We start from the raw sequence: 17,308 nt of genomic DNA on the forward strand, positions 1-17,308 counted from the left end.
ACCAGCCACCCCTCTAGACACACAAGTGAGGTCCACCGGATGAAGCCGCTTCTTAGCGTTAAGGGAGAAACTCCCGCAGGAGAGAAGAAAGAAGCCTCCGGCGACGTGCTCGCGATTCGCGGCGGTCGACCACTGACTGGGCGCGTCGAAGTCAAGGGCGCCAAGAATCTTGCTACCAAGGCGATGGTCGCCGCGCTCTTGGGCGAGACGCCCAGCACGCTGCGAGACGTTCCCGACATCAGCGACGTTCAGGTTGTTCGATCTCTTCTCGAGGTTCACGGCGTCACAGTCAACGACGATGCCAACGACGATGGCACCCTTCACTTCGATACGTCCGGCGCAGTTTCGGCGCACTTCGAAGCTATCGATGCGCACGCGGGTGCCTCAAGGATTCCCATCCTCTTCTGCGGACCATTGCTTCATCTGCTCGGCGAAGCGCTCATTCCAGACCTCGGCGGTTGCCGAATCGGAGACCGCCCGATCAACTTCCACATGGATGCGCTGCGCGCATTCGGTGCTGTCGTAGACAAGACGTACGAGGGCATCCGCATCACCGCTCCGAACGGTCTCACGGGCGCGTCAATTGAGCTTCCCTACCCGAGCGTCGGCGCGACGGAGCAGGTGTTGCTCACTGCAGTTCGCGCGAAGGGCATCACAGAACTGCGCAATGCGGCAATCGAGCCAGAGATCATGGATCTGATCGCGCTGTTGCAGAAGATGGGTGCGATCATCTCGTACGAGCCCAACCGCGTCATCCTCATCGAGGGCGTGGATTCTCTTCGAGGCTACGATCACCGTTGCATATTCGATCGGAATGAAGCGGCATCCTGGGCCTGCGCTGCCCTCGCCACAGATGGCGACATTTTCGTTGGCGGTGCAAAACAGCAAGAGATGCTCACGTTCTTGAATGTTTTCCGCAAGGCCGGCGGCTGGTTCGACGTTCACGAAGATGGCATTCGGTTCTGTCGTGACGGCGACATCAAGCCGGTCGTGGTGGAGACTGACGTGCACCCCGGGTTCATGACCGACTGGCAACAGCCGCTCATCGTCGCCCTGACACAGGCTCACGGAACTTCGATCGTGCACGAGACGGTGTACGAGAACCGTCTCGGCTTCACTCAGGCGCTCGTGCAGATGGGGGCCGATATCGTTGTCCACCCCCAGGGCATCGCGAGCCCCGATCGACGTGTTCCACGACGCGCACTTGAGCAGGCGGCGGTTATCAACGGTCCTACGCCGTTGCACGCGGCCGATGTCGAGGTGCCTGACCTTCGCGGCGGCTACAGCTACGTGATCGCCGCCTTGGCTGCCGAGGGTGAGTCGGTTGTTCGCAACGTCGGCATCATCCGTCGAGGGTACGAGAAGTTTCTCACCAAGCTCGAAACGCTTGGCGCCGATTTCGACGTCATCGGCTGAGGTGGCAATGGTCTCCAAATCGCCCAAGCGCGCTCGTGGTGAGAAGTTTCGCTTCAGCATCTTCTGGCCGCTCGCTGCCGTCGTCGTGCCGCTCGTCGGGGTGATCATGAAGATCGAGGTGATCGACGGCCACAAAATGCCGCGCACGGGTGCTTATGTGCTCGCGCCCAACCATTACTCCGAGATCGATCCGCTCGCAGTGGCCGTTGCCGTGTGGCGTGTCGGCCGAGAGCCGAGGTTTCTCGCCAAAGAGAGTCTGTTTCGGGTTCCGGTTTTGGGTTGGGCACTGAGCGTGACGGGTATGGTGCCGGTCGCGCGCAATTCGTCATCTGCGTCAGCCCGCAACACACTGGACGCGACGGAGATGCTAGTTCGGCATGGTCGCGGGGTCGTGGTGTACCCCGAAGGCACGCTTACTCGAGACCCCGAGTTGTGGCCTATGCGGGGCAAGACGGGCGCAGCTCGACTCGCACTCGACGGCGATATCCCCGTGATTCCTATGGCGCAGTGGGGGGCGCAGCAAATCCTGCCTCGGTATGGCAAATTGCGCCTGTGGCCATTGCGTCGGAGAATTCAAGTTGTCATCGGTGACCCGGTCGATCTCAGTGAGTACCGCAGCGGTGACGCTACGCCTGCCAAGCTGAGTGCGGCGACAGACGCAATCATGGCCGACGTCGCGCAACTGCTCTCCGGCCTTCGCGGAGAACCAGCCCCCGCGCAGCGGTGGAACCCTGCCGCCCACGGTCAGCAGGAAACGGGCCGCCTTGAGTCGTAGATCTGAGGTTGTGCGCCCCCGCATTGCGGTGATTGGCGCCGGCAGTTGGGGCACCACGTTCGGAAAGATTCTCGCCGACGGTGGGGCAGACGTGGTGATGTGGTCACGGCGCCCAGAGCTGGCAACCGAGATTCAAGAAGCGAAGCGCAATAGCCAATACCTTCCTGGCATCAACCTGCCCAGAGCGATGTCGGCTACACATCACCTCTCGGAGGCCCTTGATGGTGCCGAACAGGTGTATCTGTCGGTTCCCAGCCAAGCGCTGCGAGAGAACTTGAAGGCGGTCAGACCGCTGCTGTCTCGCACTGGCGTGCCGGTGGTCTCGCTGATGAAGGGCGTTGAGCGCCGTTCTGGCCTGCGGATGAGCCAAGTCATTGAACAGGAGCTGCACTGCGATCCGGCACGAATTGCGGTAGCGTCCGGGCCCAACCTGGCGCTTGAGATCGCGCGCGAACAGCCCACCGCGGCCGTGATTTCTTCGGTCAGTCAAGAGACGGCAGAAGCGGTCGCGCGACGTGCTCGCAACAAGTACTTTCGTACGTTCGTGAACACCGACGTGATCGGCACCGAGTTTGGCGGAGTGCTGAAGAACCTCATCGCTGTCGCCATCGGGATTGTGGATGGCGTCGGCTACGGCGAGAATACGAAGGCATCGATTATCACTCGAGGCCTTGTCGAGATGACCGACTTTGCGGTTGCTCAGGGCGCAGAGCAAGAGACTCTTCAGGGTTTAGCTGGTCTTGGCGACTTGATCGCAACGTGTCAATCGCCGCTCAGTCGCAACAACACGGCAGGGCGTCTGCTCGGGCAAGGCTACTCTTTTCAAGACGTCGTCAAGCAGATGAATCAGACGGCGGAGGGGCTCGCCTCGGTCGCGCCCGTTCTTCAACTTGCCCGTGAAGTTGGCGTACAGATGCCGATCGTCGAGCAGGTCAAGATGGTGCTCGACGGAACAATGAACCCGCGCGATATCGCGCCTCACCTTACAACTGACGATGACACCCCCGCGGGCGAGAGGACTCAGAATGGACAGGCCGGCGGTGGCGGTGCTCTTTGGAGGTCGCTCCAGCGAGCATTCGATCAGTTCCGCAACAGCGAGCGGAGTGCTTCGAGCGATTGACCGTGATCGATTCCGTGTGATCCCGATTGGCATCACGCGCGAAGGAGTCTTCGTTCTCGAAGACGACGACCCCGAGAAGTTCGCGCTCGATGCCGACCATTTGCCTGAGGTTCTCGATAATGGCACGCGCGTCGTGTGGCCCGAGGGCGGATCAGATCGAACGTTGCGCGTGCGCCTCCCTAGCGGAGAACTCGAGGAAGTCGGCACTGTGGACGTCGTGCTGCCGATTCTGCACGGACTTCATGGTGAAGATGGCACGGTTCAAGGCTTCCTCGACACACTGTCAATCCCGTACGCGGGCGGCGGCGTGCTCGATTCTGCGCTTTGCATGGATAAGCACTTCATGAAGATCGTGCTCGAAGCCGAGGGTGTGCCCGTTTCGCCATGGGTGACCGTCACGAAGCGGCAGTGGCAACGAGACCCCGATCAGGTGCGCGTTGACGCGGCCCGGCTTGGGGAGCTGACGTTCGTTAAGCCAGCTCGCGCGGGTTCGAGCGTGGGCGTGTCCAAGGTGCATGACCCGTCCGAGCTCGATGAGGCGCTTTCGAAGGCTTTTGCCGAAGACGAGAAGGTACTCATCGAGTCTGCGATTGTCGGTCGTGAAATCGAGGTGGCCATTCTCGAAGGTCGCGCCGGGGCACCCGCCAAGGCGTCGCTACCGGGAGAGATCGTGCTCACCACACGGGAGTTCTACGACTTCGAGGGAAAGTATCTCGGCGGCGACGGTGCACAGGTGGTGTGCCCCGCTGATCTGACTGACGATGAGATCAGCTCATTGCAGCAGCTTGGCATCAAAGCGTTCGAGGCGGTGGACGGGCGAGGACTCGCCCGGGTCGACTTCTTTCTGGCGGCTGATGGCCTGTATGTGAATGAGCTCAACACGATGCCGGGATTCACGCCGATCTCGATGTTCCCCAAGTGCTGGATTGCATCGGGGCTGTCATACCGCGAGTTGATCTCTGAGCTGATCGACACGGCCCTGGCGCGGGCGTAGTCAAGCTCGCTCAGCTACCGGCTTCAGCGCGCTCGAGGCAGCCCGTGCCTTCGCTTGGTATTTGCGCGACCGCACCTGAGAGCCGTTCGAGCACGGTGGCGCTGGAGACGACTTCGTTGTCGAGGTAGACCTCGACGGCTGGCGTCCGGCCGAAAGTGGTCACGCGGTAGCGCGGTGCTTCCGAGTCGTCGATGATCCAATCAACGCCGTCAACGGTCTGGCACGGCAACGTCGACGGGCCCGGGGGAGTCACACCACACGTCATGAGCACGCTGCTCGGGTCGCCCCACGCAGCGGTGGCTTGAGCGTCGGTCCAGCGGCGAGATTGGCTGTCGACCGAATCCGGAAGTCGCACCATCACTTCGGCGCATGCGGGATTATTCGAATCCGCCGCAGGCTGCATCGGCACCGTGGTTGTGCATCCCGTGGCGAGTGCTAGCGCTATACCCAATACGGCTACAGCGGAAAAACGGCGAACTCCAGACACAACTCCAGGCTACCGTTGAGAGGTGAGTGCGGCTGACCCGACAGTGGGCGAGATGAGCGAAGGGAAGATCCTCTCTCGTATCCTCGCGGCGCTGCCCCCTTCGCGGGCAATTGTTGGTCCCGGAGATGACGCAGCAGTGCTGGCTATGCCAGACGGGCGAGTGGTCGCCACCACCGACACGCTCGTGCACGGGCCTGACTTTCGTCTGGCGTGGACGAGCGGATTCGACCTTGGCTGGAAGTCAGCGGTCGTCAACCTCTCTGATGTTGCAGCCATGGGAGCCGCCCCCACCGCGTTGCTCGTCGCTCTTGCCATGCCTGAGCAGACGGCCATGTCGTTCATCGAGGAGTTCGCGGCGGGGCTGCGTGCGGCGTGCGACTCGGTGGCGCCCGGATGCGCGGTTGAAGGGGGTGACCTCACCGTGTCAGACACTTTGACTGTCGCTGTGACTGCTCTCGGCTCGTTGCAGGGGCAACCGCCGGTTTTGCGTTCTGGAGCACGTGTGGGCGATGTTGTCGCCGTGGCGGGCACCTTGGGCGCGGCAGGTCGTGGCCTGGCGCTGTTGTTCGATCGATTTCGGGATGCTGAGGGCGTGCCGTGCGCTGTTGATCTGACTTCGCTTTCCGATGCCGAGGCTGCGGATCTGAGCGCGCAACTTCGTCCCGAGCCACCCGTCAGCCTTGGTCCGGTCGCCGCCGCTGCCGGCGCCACCGCCATGATGGATGTTTCCGACGGATTGGTGCTGGACGCTTCGCGGATGGCCGAGGCATCGGGCGTGTCGGTTTCGATCCAAAGCGATTCGCTCGGTCTCGACGCCTCAAGTGCGCTCACTGGCGGTGAAGACCATGCATTGCTAGCGACGTTCGCGCATGGGAGTGAGCTGCCTGAGGGCTTTCGTGCCATTGGGGTGGTCTGCGCGCGCGCGTCGTCGGCGGTGCTGGTAGACGGGGCAGCGTTCACTGGCCGTGGCGGGTGGGATCCCTACAATGACTGGGACGCGACACGCGGCTGATCAGGCTGTGACGGCCCACCACATGGTCGTGTCACCGTAGCGCTTATGGCGCGTCGCGACGAGGCCGGCAGGCCACTTCGGCTGAGAGCTTCGGGATGCTCGCTCGACGATGATGCAAGCGTCGGCGGTCAGTGCCGGAACAAGAAGCTCGAGCGTCGCGCCGAGTTCGTCGTCTGAAAGATCGTACGGTGGATCAACGAATACGAGGCTGAAGGGCCCCTGGGCACCGCGTAGGTACATGTCGGCGGATTGCCGATGAACGACCGCCGTCGAATGTTGACCCAACGACTTGAGTACACGATCGACATTGCGTTGAACGACGGTGGCGGCCTTTGGCGCCTTCTCCACCAGCACTGCTGATCTGGCGCCGCGGCTCAGAGCTTCAAGCGCGAGAGCACCCGATCCTGCATACAAATCGAGAACGGTTGCCGAGCGCAGCAGATCAGACGATTCGAGCGAACCGAACAGCGACTCACGCACACGGTCGCTCGTCGGCCGGGTGCCGGCATCGGGAACGTCGAGCGATAAAGAGCCAGCGCGGCCGGCGATGATTCGTGTCACCTGGCTCACCTAGCCAGCGGTCGGCGCCGCGATGTCCTCTTCGCGGAGGCGCGGCTCGGTGCGAAATTGCGGGCGCATTCCCGCCTTGTCGGCGTAGAAATCGCGCACGCGCGTCATGTCGGCGACGACATCGCCCGTGAGTTTCACGGTAACTCCGAGCCCGCTCGTCATTGTGGTGCGATCGACGTAGCCAAGCACGACGGGCATATCGGCTTCGCGGGCGATCCGATAGAAGCCCGACTTCCAGTACTTTCCCGCACCACGTGTTCCCTCGGGGGTGACCACCAAGCTGAATACCTCGCCCGCTTTGCGACGTGCAACAATATCGGCGACCAGTCCCTGTGGGTTGCTTCTGTCTACCGGAATGCCGCCCAGCGCACGCATGATGGGCCCGCGCCAACCGCGGAACAGACTGTCCTTGCCGAGCCAATGGGTTCGAATCTTCAATCGCCAGGTGATGGCCAACATGACGACGAAGTCCCAGTTCGAGGTATGCGGTGCACCGATCAAGATCGACGGCTGTGTCGGGGCGGGATTGGTGGAGAGCGTCCACCTGCTGCAAGCCCAGTAAACGCGGGCGATGAAGGATCGGAACACGCAGACCACCGTACGCCGTCCGGCTGTGTGTGCACAGTCAGTGCTCGCTCATAGACTCGTGGCATGTCTTCTTTGAGCCTTGCTTCGCGCCTTGACGGTGCGCTAGGAGGCAAGACCGCGAAGGCGCTTGAGCGGGCGTTCGCCATGCACACTGTCGGAGACTTGCTCGCGCACTACCCTCGGCGCTATGCGAAGCGCGGTGAATTGACCGAGATCGCTCTACTGCCGCTTGGCGAGCCCGTCACTATCGTTGCTGAGGTGCGCACGGTCAGTGAACGCCGCATGCAAAACCGCAAGGGCTCGATTCTCGAGGTCATCATCAGCGACGGACAGGGAAACCTCGCGCTGACCTTCTTCAATCAGGGTTGGCGTAAGAACAATCTGACACCGGGGCGCCGCGGAATCTTCGCCGGCAAGGTGGGGGAGTACAGAGGGGCGAAACAGCTCGCGCACCCCGACTACGAGCTCTTCGACGACGAAGAGACGGCGCGCATGACTGCCGAGGCCAACGCCCATCTGCCGATCCCCATCTATCCAGCGACTAGCGCACTCGCCTCGTGGCAGATCGCCAAGATCGTCGCGCTCGTGCTTGATGGGCTCGGTGACATCGCCGACCCGTTGCCCGAGCACGTGCGTGCAAGAGGAGGCTACCTCGACGCGCGCACCGCGATCGAACGCATCCATCGCCCAGACTTCGAGGAGCAAATCGCGCCGGCTCTCGAGACTCTGCGCATGCATGAGGCATTCGTGCTGCAGACGGCGCTGCTACAGCAACGTGCGTTCGTTCGATCAATGTCGGCGACCAGCCGCGCACCTGGCGCCTTACTAGAAGATTTCGACGCTGCGCTTCCTTTCGAACGTACTCCCGATCAGGTGGCGGTGGGTGATTCGATCGCCGACGATCTTCAAGCGCCGTGGCCGATGAACCGGCTCGTTCAAGGCGAGGTCGGTTCAGGAAAAACGCTGGTTGCACTGCGCGCGATGCTGCAGGTTGCTGAAAGTGGCGGGCAGTCAGCTTTGATCGCACCGACCGAGGTGCTTGCTGCACAGCACCTGCGATCAATTGCGCGAATGCTCGGCACTCGTTTGGCGCCAGAGCTCATGCCCACACTGCTGACAGGGCAAATGCCCGCTGCGGAGCGGCGAAAGGCCGCACTCCGCGTCGCTTCTGGTCAGGCGCGCATCGTGGTAGGTACTCACGCGCTACTGAGTGCATCGACAACGTTCGCCGATCTTGGCCTGGTGGTCGTTGACGAACAGCACCGTTTTGGTGTTGACCAGCGCGAGGCGTTGCGTGCGAAGGGCACGGCACCGCACGCGCTCGTGCTGACGGCGACGCCCATCCCTAGAACGGTGGCGATGACGGTGTTTGGAGATTTAGACGTCTCGACGATCCGCACAATGCCACCGGGGCGGGCGGGCATCGATACATACGTCGCGCCAATCGGCGAAAAGCCTGCCTGGTTCGCACGGGTGTGGGAGCGCATCGCCGAAGAAGTCGGGAAAGGACACCAGGCGTTCGTTGTGTGCGCGGCGATCGATGCTGAGGCACTCTCTCGCGCGGACGAAGAGGAGCCCGCCGAAGGGCCTGTTGACGACGGTGGCCAGGCGCCTCGCACACGCTGGGGTGTCGTGCAGGTGGGGGAATTACTTTCGCGGCATCCGGCGTTCAGCAGCATTCGCGTGCAGATCCTGCACGGAAAGATGCCGAGCGACGAGAAGGATGCCGTCATGCAGGCTTTCGCGCGCGGCGACATCGATGTCGTCGTGGCAACAACGGTGGTTGAAGTCGGTGTCGATGTCGCGAATGCCTCCACGATGGTGATTCTCGAAGCCGACAGATTTGGTGTGTCGCAGCTGCATCAGCTGCGCGGGCGTGTTGGTCGAGGCGGCGTACCGGGTCTCTGCCTGCTCGTCACTGAGTCCGCACGGGGGTCGCTCGCCAGAGAGCGCGTCGAGGCGGTCGCGGAGACTCTCGATGGCTTCCTGCTCGCTGAAGTAGACCTCGAGTTGCGCGGGGAAGGCGACGTGCTGGGAGGCACCCAGTCGGGGGCGCGCTCGTCGCTGCGTCTACTGCGTGTCGCGAAAGATGCAGATCTCATCGCGCAAGCACGAATCCTGGCCGAACAGCTTCTGCTAGACGACCCTGCGTTGGTGCGGAATCCAGGCTTGGCTGCCGCCATCGAGCGTCGGGTGAGTACCGAAGAGCGTGCAGCCCTCGCCAAGAACTGACCTAGGCTGGGCTGCATGAGCAGCCGGATTGCCGTCGTCCCCGGATCGTTCGACCCGCCGACGCTCGGACACCTCGATGTGATTCGTCGCGCAGCCGCGCTCTATGACGAACTGCACGTGCTGGTCGTTCACAATCCCGCCAAGGAAGCAATGTTGCCGATCGCCCAGCGACTGTCTTTGCTTGAGCAGTCGATTGCCGACAGCGACGTTGAGTCGAAGGTGGTTGTCGCCTCGTGGAGCATGGGGCTGCTCGTTGATTACGCGACAGACGTCGGGGCAAGTGTGCTGGTGAAGGGCATCCGTTCGCAGGTCGATGTCGCATACGAAACGCCGATGGCCATCGTCAACAGGCATCTCGCGCACATCGAGACGGTGTTTCTGCTCCCCGACCCGGCACACGCGATGGTCTCGAGTTCACTGGTCAGACAGGTTGCATCGCTCGGTGGCGACGTCTCTCCTTTCGTGCCGCCGGCGGTCGCGGCCTTTCTCGACACTGGAGCCCGCAACATCTGAGCGTTCACAGTCGTCGCTCGTCGTGCACCGCTACGATTGGTGATCGTGAGAAGACATCGTCCCGGCCCGTTTGCGCTATCTGTTCGCGACATCACCAATCAACCCGGCGAGATGCGGGTTTTCACTCTGGAGGTTCCCGCAGAGGCCCAGTGGGGTGAGGGGCTTGTCTCCTTTCCTAAGGGAGAAATCGTCCGTGTCGACGGCCGTTTAGAGTCTGTCCACGAGGGGATTCTCGTCACCGGAACTGCCGATGCGCAGTCGGTCGGAGAGTGTGGTCGGTGTCTCACAGACATCGCAGAGCATGTTGAAGTCGAGTTTCAGGAGCTTTTCGCGTACCCTGGAGATGAAGCAACTGACTTTGAGGTTCAAGACGACCACGTGGATCTTGAAATTCTAGTCAGGGATGCGATGGTCCTGTCGCTTCCGTTTCAACCGGTGTGTCAGCCGGATTGCCCCGGACTTGATCCGAATACGGGCGAGCGACTGACCATTAGCACCGAAACAGAGCAGCGTGAGCCCCTCGATCCTCGTTGGGCCGCGCTCCAGGACTACTCCAAAGACCACGACGACAAAGCATCGCGCTCTGGCGTTGATCACACAGAAGAGAGCTAGCCATGGCAGGTAACCCCCCGAAGCGGAAGGTCTCCCGCTCCAACACTCGTTCGCGTCGCGCACAGTGGAAGGCGGCGCCCATCACGCTGACCAAGACCGTTGAAAACGGACAGGTTGTCTACGGCCGTCCGCACCAGGCCAAGGTCGTCACCGACTCGCAGGGAACGGAATTGTTCCTCGAGTACAAGGGCCGCAAGGTCGCCGACGTCTGAGCGCCGCTCGGCGTACAGACGTGACTGACGTCGCGGTCGAGCGTTCGTCGCTCGCAGAACTCACACAGAAGCTCGGGGTCGTTATCGACCCCGAGCTTCTGTTGCTGTCTCTGACACACCGTTCCTGGGCCTACGAGAATGGCCAGTCCCCTCATAACGAGCGACTGGAGTTTCTTGGCGACTCAGTACTCGGCCAAGCAGTGACGGTGCGCCTGTACACGGCACACCCGGAACTCGACGAGGGTGCGCTCGCGAAGAGACGTGCGAGCGTCGTGTCAACGGTCGCTCTGGCGGAGATCGCTCGAGGTATTGGACTCGGCGCGTACTTGAGGCTCGGACGCGGCGAAGATCAGACCGGCGGTCGCGATAAGGACTCGATTCTGGCCGATACCACCGAGGCAATCCTCGGCGCCGCCTATTTGTCAGCGGGCGCTGAGGCGGCGACTGCTCTTGTGCTTCGTCTCGTCGAGCCGTTGCTGGCTGACCCGGAACGCTATGGCGCTGCGATGGATCCGAAAACGAGTTTGCAGGAGCTTGCGGCGCGTACTGCTTGTGGCGCCCCCGTCTACTCAGTAGCAGCTCAGGGCCCCGACCATGATCGCCGCTTCACCGCCACCGTTGAGGTTGGCGAGGTCATAGCTCGAGGCACCGGTTCGAGCAAGAAGCAGGCAGAGATGTCCGCGGCGCTAAGGGCATGGCGCGAGCTCAGCGCACGTGCCTGAGCTACCCGAGGTTGAAGTCGTTCGCGCCGGTCTTGCTCCGGCGATTTCAGGCGCGACGATTTCGGGCGTGAATGTGCTCGACGAGCGTGCACTGACCCGTCACACGGGTAGCGGTAGCGATTTCGAACGTGCAATCACCCACCGCGTGATCTCGGCTGCCGTGCGGCGCGGGAAGTTCCTATGGTTTCCGCTTGCAGAAATTGGGCGTGTGCCCGATGAAGCGATCATCGGCCATTTGGGTATGAGCGGTCAGATTCTGCTTCGTGCGGCCGGCAGCCCACAAGAACGGCACGAACGAGTTCGCTTCAACCTCGAGCATCCCGAGCACGGTGAGCTCGCCATGATCTTCTGCGACCAACGCACCTTCGGCTCGTTGGCCGTCGACGAACTCGTCGCAGCACCCGACTCGGCCGCCGGCGGATACGGCTGGCCCGCAGCATCCATTCCGCAACAGGTTCTGCACATCGCACGGGATCCGCTCGATCCAGCGTTCTCGGACTCGCTGTTTCGCGATTCTCTTTCGCGCAAGAAGTCTGCGATCAAGCGTGTGCTGCTTGATCAGAGGGTGGTGAGCGGCATTGGAAACATCTATGCCGATGAATCGCTCTGGGCCGCTGAGATTCATCCCGAGCAACCCGCCTCGACGCTGTCGGAGCACGCTGTGACCACGCTGCTGGCGGAAGTCAGATCAGTGCTCGAAAGGGCTCTGGTTGAAGGGGGTACGAGCTTCGACGCCCAGTACGTGAATGTCAATGGACAGGCTGGCTACTTCGCGCACTCGCTCAACGCCTATGGCCGCACCGGAGCGGCGTGCCCGCGCTGCGGCACACCCATCGTCAGAGTCTCTTTCACGAATCGTTCGAGCCACTACTGTCCGCACTGCCAACGAGCACCTTCTTCCAGGCCCCCACGTAGGCGATCGGTATGAATCCGATCGCTTCGTTGATATCGAGCATCGGACGATTCTCTTCGGCGTTGTAGGTGAGTACGCGAGGAGAGTGGGGCATTCGTGCTCGCCACTCAATCAAACCCGCACACTTCACCAGGGTGCCGAGCTTGTGCCCGCGATGCTCCTTGAGAACGAGCGTGTCTTCTTGGTGGCTGGCGAGCGTGCGATCCTCGGGAATCATCAGTTCGTTGAACGCGCACAGTTCGCCCGTGCGAATGTGCTGAGCGGCGGTCACCTGAAGCGTGCTACCAGCCGCCGTGTAGCGCTCGTCGTGTTGTGTGATGCGCACGGCATCCCAACGCTCCTCGTCGAAGTCGAGTGCGCCCGCCGGAATGTCAGTCGACATGCGCGACTTCATCCACGCGTAGCCTTCGATGCAATCGGCTGGGGTAGGGGCGTCCCATTGCAGCACGCGGTAGTCGCTTGCTGCCGCTCGTGATTGCGTGAGAAGGCGCTCAACCTGATCAAGCGGTTCGGTCATATCGAAAGCGCTGTTGCGCTCCACCTGTTCGAGGGCATAGCCGTGTCGAGCGTAGAAGCGTGCGACATGGTCTTCGGGGATTGTTCCGAACCCTGTTCGAGGCGTCAGCGTCGCGCCGTCGCAGGGCGGGTGAGTTGCCCAGGATTGAAGCGTTGTTCGTCCGTGACTGCGCGCGTATTGCTCTAGGAGAACGAGGGCGGCCGAACCGATGCCGCGGCCCCAGTGCGCGCGCAGAATTTCAATGAGCCAGAACGCGACAACCGAGCCTTCTTCAAGCGGTAGGTCGATCCCGACGCGCCCCACTATCTCGTCGCCGACGACGATCACCCATGCCTTCATGAGTTCGTATGGGTTTGGCCGATAGTGCGGAAGCAATTGTTCAGGGGTGACGGCTTCATCGTCGTGCCCTGAGTTCTCACGGTAGATCGCGTTCCTTACGCGCACCATCGCGATGAAGTCGCTTGCTTCGCTGCTGGCTAGATCATGAGGAATGTGAAGGGGCCGGAAACTTGGCCCGGGGATTGAGGTGACACGCATGTCACCGGGAGCGCTGTGCATGATGAGTCCTTCTTCTACTTTGTGCGTCGGCAATGACGCGAAATGCGGTGTGGAGGAGGGGGAGGGTGCTTGCGACGGCTTTGCGCAGATCGCTTGCACTGGCTTCGCGCCGATGTGAGGCAACGACGATAGCCACCGGCACAAGGAACTGCCGATGCCCCTTTTAGGGCAGAGTTCTCCTGTGCTCGATCAGCTGGAGGTGTGACTACGCCTGTTTTGCACGCGCGCGAAGGAGCCGGTTCCGGCAGTGCATGGCGTGATCAACCACGTGGGGACGACGCAGATGCTGTTTGTGTGCACCGGGAACCTCCTTTCGCTCAACTTGCTACGCGATTCGGACAATAGCGCGGACCCCTTGAGTAGGTCAAGGTTCCCTTCACAGTTGTGCGGTGCAGTGTCGTGGACGAAGCGGGCTGCGACCGACCAGCACGCCTGCCGCGCATTGGCGGCGCAGTCCGGTACCGTAGGCGTGTTCCATCGTCAGGAGAGGGCACCCCGATATGCACCTAAAGAGCTTGACGCTCAAAGGGTTCAAGTCGTTTGCGCAGCCGACCACCTTCGCGTTGGAGCCCGGTGTCACCTGCATCGTCGGCCCCAACGGTTCAGGAAAATCCAACGTTGTCGACGCCCTCGCCTGGGTGATGGGCGAGCAGGGGGCGAAGACTCTGCGCGGCGGCAAGATGGAAGACGTCATCTTTGCGGGCACCTCCACTCGAGGACCATTGGGTCGCGCAGAAGTCCAGCTCACGATTGACAACAGCGATGGTGCTTTGCCGATCGAATATTCCGAAGTATCGATAAAGCGCACACTGTTTCGCAATGGTTCGAGCGAGTACGCCATCAACGGCGACACGTGTCGACTGCTGGATGTGCAGGAGCTGTTGAGCGACTCTGGCCTCGGCCGCGAGATGCACGTGATCGTGGGTCAGGGCCGTCTCGACAGTGTGCTGCAGGCGACACCGGAGGACCGGCGCGGCTTCATAGAAGAAGCAGCGGGCATCTTGAAGCACCGCCGCCGCAAAGAAAAGACGCTGCGCAAACTCGATGCGATGGAGGCGAATCTCACCAGGCTGAGTGATCTCGCTGGTGAGTTGCGGCGGCAGTTGAAGCCGCTGGGTAGGCAAGCCGAGATCGCTCGGGAAGCAGCGACCATCGCGGCGGTTGTGCGCGATGCCAAGGCACGAATTTTCGCGGATGACCTGGTGGCGCTGCGTGCCGAGCTTGCCCGTCATGCCGCGAGCGAGCACGAGCGTCACGCGGAGCGGATCGTGTTGCAGGATCGTCTTGAGAACGCGAGAAGTCGCATTGAGCAGCTCGAATCGGATCAACGCTCCGAGGCCGTCGACAACGCGCGGAGCGTATCATTCGGGCTGGAGCGGGTGCAGGAGCGGCTAAGGGGGCTCTACTCGCTCGCTGGCCAGCGTCTTGCTCTGCTCGGCGAGGCCGAAGACGACGATCGTCACGAGCTCACCACCATCTCGCAGGCGATGATCAATGACGCCCGCGCAGAGATCGATGAGATCGCGGGTGGATTGGGCGGGGCGCAGGATGCTGCGGCCGAAGCTTCGCGAGAGGTTGTGCGAGCCCGCGCAGAACTCGATGCGCTCGACGTCGATATCGCCGAGCAGAGTTCTATGGTGTCTGCTCACGACATGAAACTGACCACCCTGCGCGGGCGCGCAGATGCCGCGTCTTCTGCCTTGTCTGCTGTGCAGACCGCCGTTGATCGACAGCAACGTGCTCTCGACGCCGCGATGCTCAGACGCACTGAAGCGCAACGAGACCTGGATAACATCGACCCAAGCTCAGCGCCACAAGGCTCGGCTGCCGAGCATGCTGAGGCATACGAGCGGGCACAGCGCGAGGCCACCGATGCAGAAGCGCGGGTGGCGGAGTTGCGAGAGAAGCTGCACAAGGCCGAACGCGAGCGTGAGTCGCTAACCGCGCAGACAGCCGCGCTGGGCCGGGCACTCGAAGTGAAGAATGCCGCTTCGAACATGATCGCCGCTGGCGCTCAGGGTGTTCGCGGACTCGTCGGTGACGCGGTTCACATCCGCTCGGGCTACGAAGCGGCGATCGCAGCAGTTCTCGGTCCGTTTGCTGAAGGCTTGCTCGTTGACGATCGCGACTCGGCGTTTGCTCTCGCCCGCGAAGTGAACGGCACCGACGTAGGCGTGGTCGATATCGTCATCGCCGAGTCTTCGGCCCCGGCCAGGGGCATACCCACGGTAATCAAGACGATCGCGGCCGCTGAGGTCGTCACGGCGCCGCCTGGCGTTATGGGTTTGCTCGCTCGTGTCGTCGTAGCCGATGATCTCGAGAGCGCACGGGCTGCCGCCGCGACAGTCGATGCTGAGGCTGCAGTGACCATCGTCACCCGTGCGGGCGAGGTGTACACGGCGAACTCGTTGCGAGCGGGTGCGGGAGCGTCACGCTCCCGGCTTGAACTTGCCGCGGAACGGGATGCTGCTGCACAACGCCGGGACGAAGTCACCGCGATTGCAGATCGTTTGCGTGCAGAGCTGCAACAAGCTTCGCAGTCACACGACGACGCTCGCCAAGCGACCAAGAATGCTCTCGCAACGCTTCGCTCGCACGACGCAGCCCTCGCGGCGCACACTGAGCAACTCAACCGGGCGACTATTCGCCACGAATCGGCCGTGGCAGAGTGCGAACGCCTCGCGGCAGGGGTGGCGCAGGCGGTGAACGCGGTCGAGGAGGCGGAGTCAGCAGCTCGTTCAACGCGATCGCAGCTGAACGCAGCCCTTGAGGCGCCGCGGCCGATTCTCGATGCGTCAGCGCGCGAGCCCATGCTCGCTGCTCTGGAAGAAGCCCGTGATGCCGAGATGCGTGCGCGCCTAGACGTGGAGACCCTGCGCGAGCGCATCCGTGCCGAAGAGGCACGTGTGGCGGGCATGGTGCGCCAGCGGGAGCGCGAGCGTGAGGCGGCTGCGGAAGCTGCGCGACGTGCCATTATCCGACGCGGTCAGCGCGAGGTAGCAGCGAGTGTTGCAGCCGCATTGCCCGCCGTGCTCGATTCAGTAGATCGCTCTGTTGCACAAGCGCGACTCGAACTGGTCGCGGCTGAGTCGGCACGCACAGCTGTGACCGATGAACTCGCCGAGCTTCGTCGTCAGGAGTCGAGCCTCAGAGAGCGGCTTGCATCGCTTACTGAGAGCGTGCACGGACTCGAACTGCAGATCCATGAGAAGAAGCTCCACGTCACCGGTCTTCTCGAGCGGGTGAGCTCCGAGCTTGGTCTCGAAGAGAGCATTCTCATCTCGGAATACGGGCCCGACCAGTTGATCCCCGCCGACCGCGTGCTCACGAGCGACAGCGCAACGGCCCACGAAGCCAATGAGAGCGAACCGGTTGATGCGGCGCCTATCGTGTACGACCGCGCCCAGCAGCGCAAGCGACTGCAGGAGGCAGAGCGAAAGCTGGGCCGCTTGGGACGAGTGAACCCGCTCGCCCTCGAAGAGTTCTCCGCTCTTGAACAGCGTCACAAGTTCATGACGGAGCAACTCGCGGATCTCACTCAGACGCGAAAAGACCTGGTCACGATCATCGACGAACTTGACGAACGTATGCAGGTCATCTTTCTGGCCGCGTTCGAAGACACCAAGGTGGCGTTCGGCGAGGTGTTCCCGATTCTCTTTCCTGGCGGGTCTGGAAGCATCTCACTCACTAAGCCTGACGAGCCCCTCACCACTGGCATCGAGGTATCGGTGCGGCCTGTGGGCAAGAAGATCGAGAGACTCTCGCTGCTTTCAGGCGGCGAGCGCTCGCTTGCAGCGGTCGCCTTGCTCACTGCGATCTTCAAAGCTCGCCCGAGCCCGTTCTATATTCTCGACGAGGTCGAGGCGGCACTAGACGATGCCAACCTCGGTCGTCTGCTTGGTGTCTTCGAGCAGTTGCGTGAGTCGAGTCAGCTCATTGTCATCACTCACCAGAAGCGCACTATGGAGATCGCCGACGCACTCTACGGCGTTTCTATGCGGCAAGACGGGGTGTCGGCAGTCGTCGGTCAGCGCATCGTTGATCGTGCTGCCTCCTAGGCACGCCAT

Annotated in this window: 16 protein-coding genes; 12 read left to right on the plus strand and 4 right to left on the minus strand. The window is 62.2% G+C overall.

Annotated features, from left to right (window positions below; genetic code table 11):
- Window positions 1-39: 39 nt before the first annotated feature.
- The 4 genes from murA to SJY18_RS01635 are packed head-to-tail and all read left to right on the plus strand — an operon-like array spanning window position 40 to window position 4,305.
- Window positions 40-1,416, plus strand: a complete 1,377-nt coding sequence (gene murA, locus SJY18_RS01620; protein ID WP_396668191.1) for a UDP-N-acetylglucosamine 1-carboxyvinyltransferase — start codon at window positions 40-42, stop codon at window positions 1,414-1,416.
- A gap of 7 nt (window positions 1,417-1,423) precedes the next feature.
- Window positions 1,424-2,191: a lysophospholipid acyltransferase family protein gene (locus SJY18_RS01625; RefSeq protein WP_396668192.1), complete on the plus strand. Its 768-nt coding sequence runs from the start codon at window positions 1,424-1,426 to the stop codon at window positions 2,189-2,191.
- Between the two features lie 10 nt (window positions 2,192-2,201).
- Entirely contained in the window at window positions 2,202-3,311 is a 1,110-nt protein-coding gene (locus tag SJY18_RS01630; RefSeq protein WP_396668193.1) for an NAD(P)H-dependent glycerol-3-phosphate dehydrogenase, read from the plus strand.
- Complete coding sequence (locus tag SJY18_RS01635; protein ID WP_337338124.1) at window positions 3,217-4,305, plus strand: D-alanine--D-alanine ligase family protein; 1,089 nt, start codon at window positions 3,217-3,219, stop codon at window positions 4,303-4,305. The genes SJY18_RS01630 and SJY18_RS01635 overlap by 95 nt, the downstream gene beginning before the upstream one ends.
- A gap of 10 nt (window positions 4,306-4,315) precedes the next feature.
- Here the strand turns inward: SJY18_RS01635 and SJY18_RS01640 are convergent, their stop codons facing one another.
- Complete coding sequence (locus tag SJY18_RS01640; RefSeq protein WP_396668194.1) at window positions 4,316-4,792, minus strand: DUF3515 family protein; 477 nt, start codon at window positions 4,790-4,792, stop codon at window positions 4,316-4,318.
- 52 nt (window positions 4,793-4,844) lie between these two features.
- Between SJY18_RS01640 and thiL the strand changes: the two genes are divergently transcribed.
- Window positions 4,845-5,804 carry a thiamine-phosphate kinase gene (gene thiL / locus SJY18_RS01645; RefSeq protein ID WP_396668866.1) on the plus strand — a complete coding sequence of 320 codons (960 nt, stop codon included), beginning with the start codon at window positions 4,845-4,847 and terminating at the stop codon, window positions 5,802-5,804.
- Here thiL and rsmD read toward each other — a convergent pair whose 3' ends face one another.
- On the minus strand, window positions 5,805-6,365 hold the full coding sequence (gene rsmD, locus SJY18_RS01650) for a 16S rRNA (guanine(966)-N(2))-methyltransferase RsmD (protein ID WP_396668195.1): 561 nt from the start codon (window positions 6,363-6,365) through the stop codon (window positions 5,805-5,807). It abuts the gene before it with no gap.
- Between the two features lie 9 nt (window positions 6,366-6,374).
- On the minus strand, window positions 6,375-6,962 hold the full coding sequence (locus SJY18_RS01655) for a 1-acyl-sn-glycerol-3-phosphate acyltransferase (protein WP_337338121.1): 588 nt from the start codon (window positions 6,960-6,962) through the stop codon (window positions 6,375-6,377).
- A 63-nt stretch (window positions 6,963-7,025) separates the two neighbouring features.
- Between SJY18_RS01655 and SJY18_RS01660 the strand changes: the two genes are divergently transcribed.
- From SJY18_RS01660 to mutM, 6 genes are all read left to right on the plus strand, one after another.
- Complete coding sequence (locus SJY18_RS01660; protein WP_396668196.1) at window positions 7,026-9,194, plus strand: ATP-dependent DNA helicase RecG; 2,169 nt, start codon at window positions 7,026-7,028, stop codon at window positions 9,192-9,194.
- A 15-nt stretch (window positions 9,195-9,209) separates the two neighbouring features.
- Window positions 9,210-9,707: a pantetheine-phosphate adenylyltransferase gene (gene coaD, locus SJY18_RS01665; RefSeq protein WP_337338119.1), complete on the plus strand. Its 498-nt coding sequence runs from the start codon at window positions 9,210-9,212 to the stop codon at window positions 9,705-9,707.
- Between the two features lie 111 nt (window positions 9,708-9,818).
- The gene (locus tag SJY18_RS01670; protein ID WP_337338423.1) at window positions 9,819-10,319 is read left to right on the plus strand and encodes a YceD family protein; all 501 of its coding nucleotides are present in this window, start codon (window positions 9,819-9,821) and stop codon (window positions 10,317-10,319) included.
- Between the two features lie 2 nt (window positions 10,320-10,321).
- On the plus strand, window positions 10,322-10,531 hold the full coding sequence (gene rpmF, locus SJY18_RS01675; protein WP_337338118.1) for a 50S ribosomal protein L32: 210 nt from the start codon (window positions 10,322-10,324) through the stop codon (window positions 10,529-10,531).
- Between the two features lie 20 nt (window positions 10,532-10,551).
- Entirely contained in the window at window positions 10,552-11,253 is a 702-nt protein-coding gene (rnc, locus tag SJY18_RS01680) for a ribonuclease III (protein WP_337338117.1), read from the plus strand.
- Window positions 11,246-12,181, plus strand: a complete 936-nt coding sequence (mutM, locus tag SJY18_RS01685) for a bifunctional DNA-formamidopyrimidine glycosylase/DNA-(apurinic or apyrimidinic site) lyase (protein ID WP_396668197.1) — start codon at window positions 11,246-11,248, stop codon at window positions 12,179-12,181. Before rnc ends, mutM begins: the two co-directional genes overlap by 8 nt.
- Here mutM and SJY18_RS01690 read toward each other — a convergent pair.
- Window positions 12,102-13,241 carry a GNAT family N-acetyltransferase gene (locus SJY18_RS01690; RefSeq protein ID WP_396668198.1) on the minus strand — a complete coding sequence of 380 codons (1,140 nt, stop codon included), beginning with the start codon at window positions 13,239-13,241 and terminating at the stop codon, window positions 12,102-12,104. The genes mutM and SJY18_RS01690 overlap by 80 nt on opposite strands.
- Window positions 13,242-13,741: 500 nt before the next feature.
- Here SJY18_RS01690 and smc point away from each other — a divergent pair, with 500 nt between their 5' ends.
- A complete protein-coding gene (gene smc, locus SJY18_RS01695) occupies window positions 13,742-17,299 on the plus strand; it encodes a chromosome segregation protein SMC (protein ID WP_396668199.1) in 3,558 nt (1,185 codons plus the stop codon).
- Window positions 17,300-17,308 lie beyond the last annotated feature (9 nt).

This window comes from Microbacterium sp. R86528, from assembly GCF_044596335.1.
Taxonomy (GTDB): Bacteria; Actinomycetota; Actinomycetes; order Actinomycetales; family Microbacteriaceae; genus Microbacterium; species Microbacterium marmarense.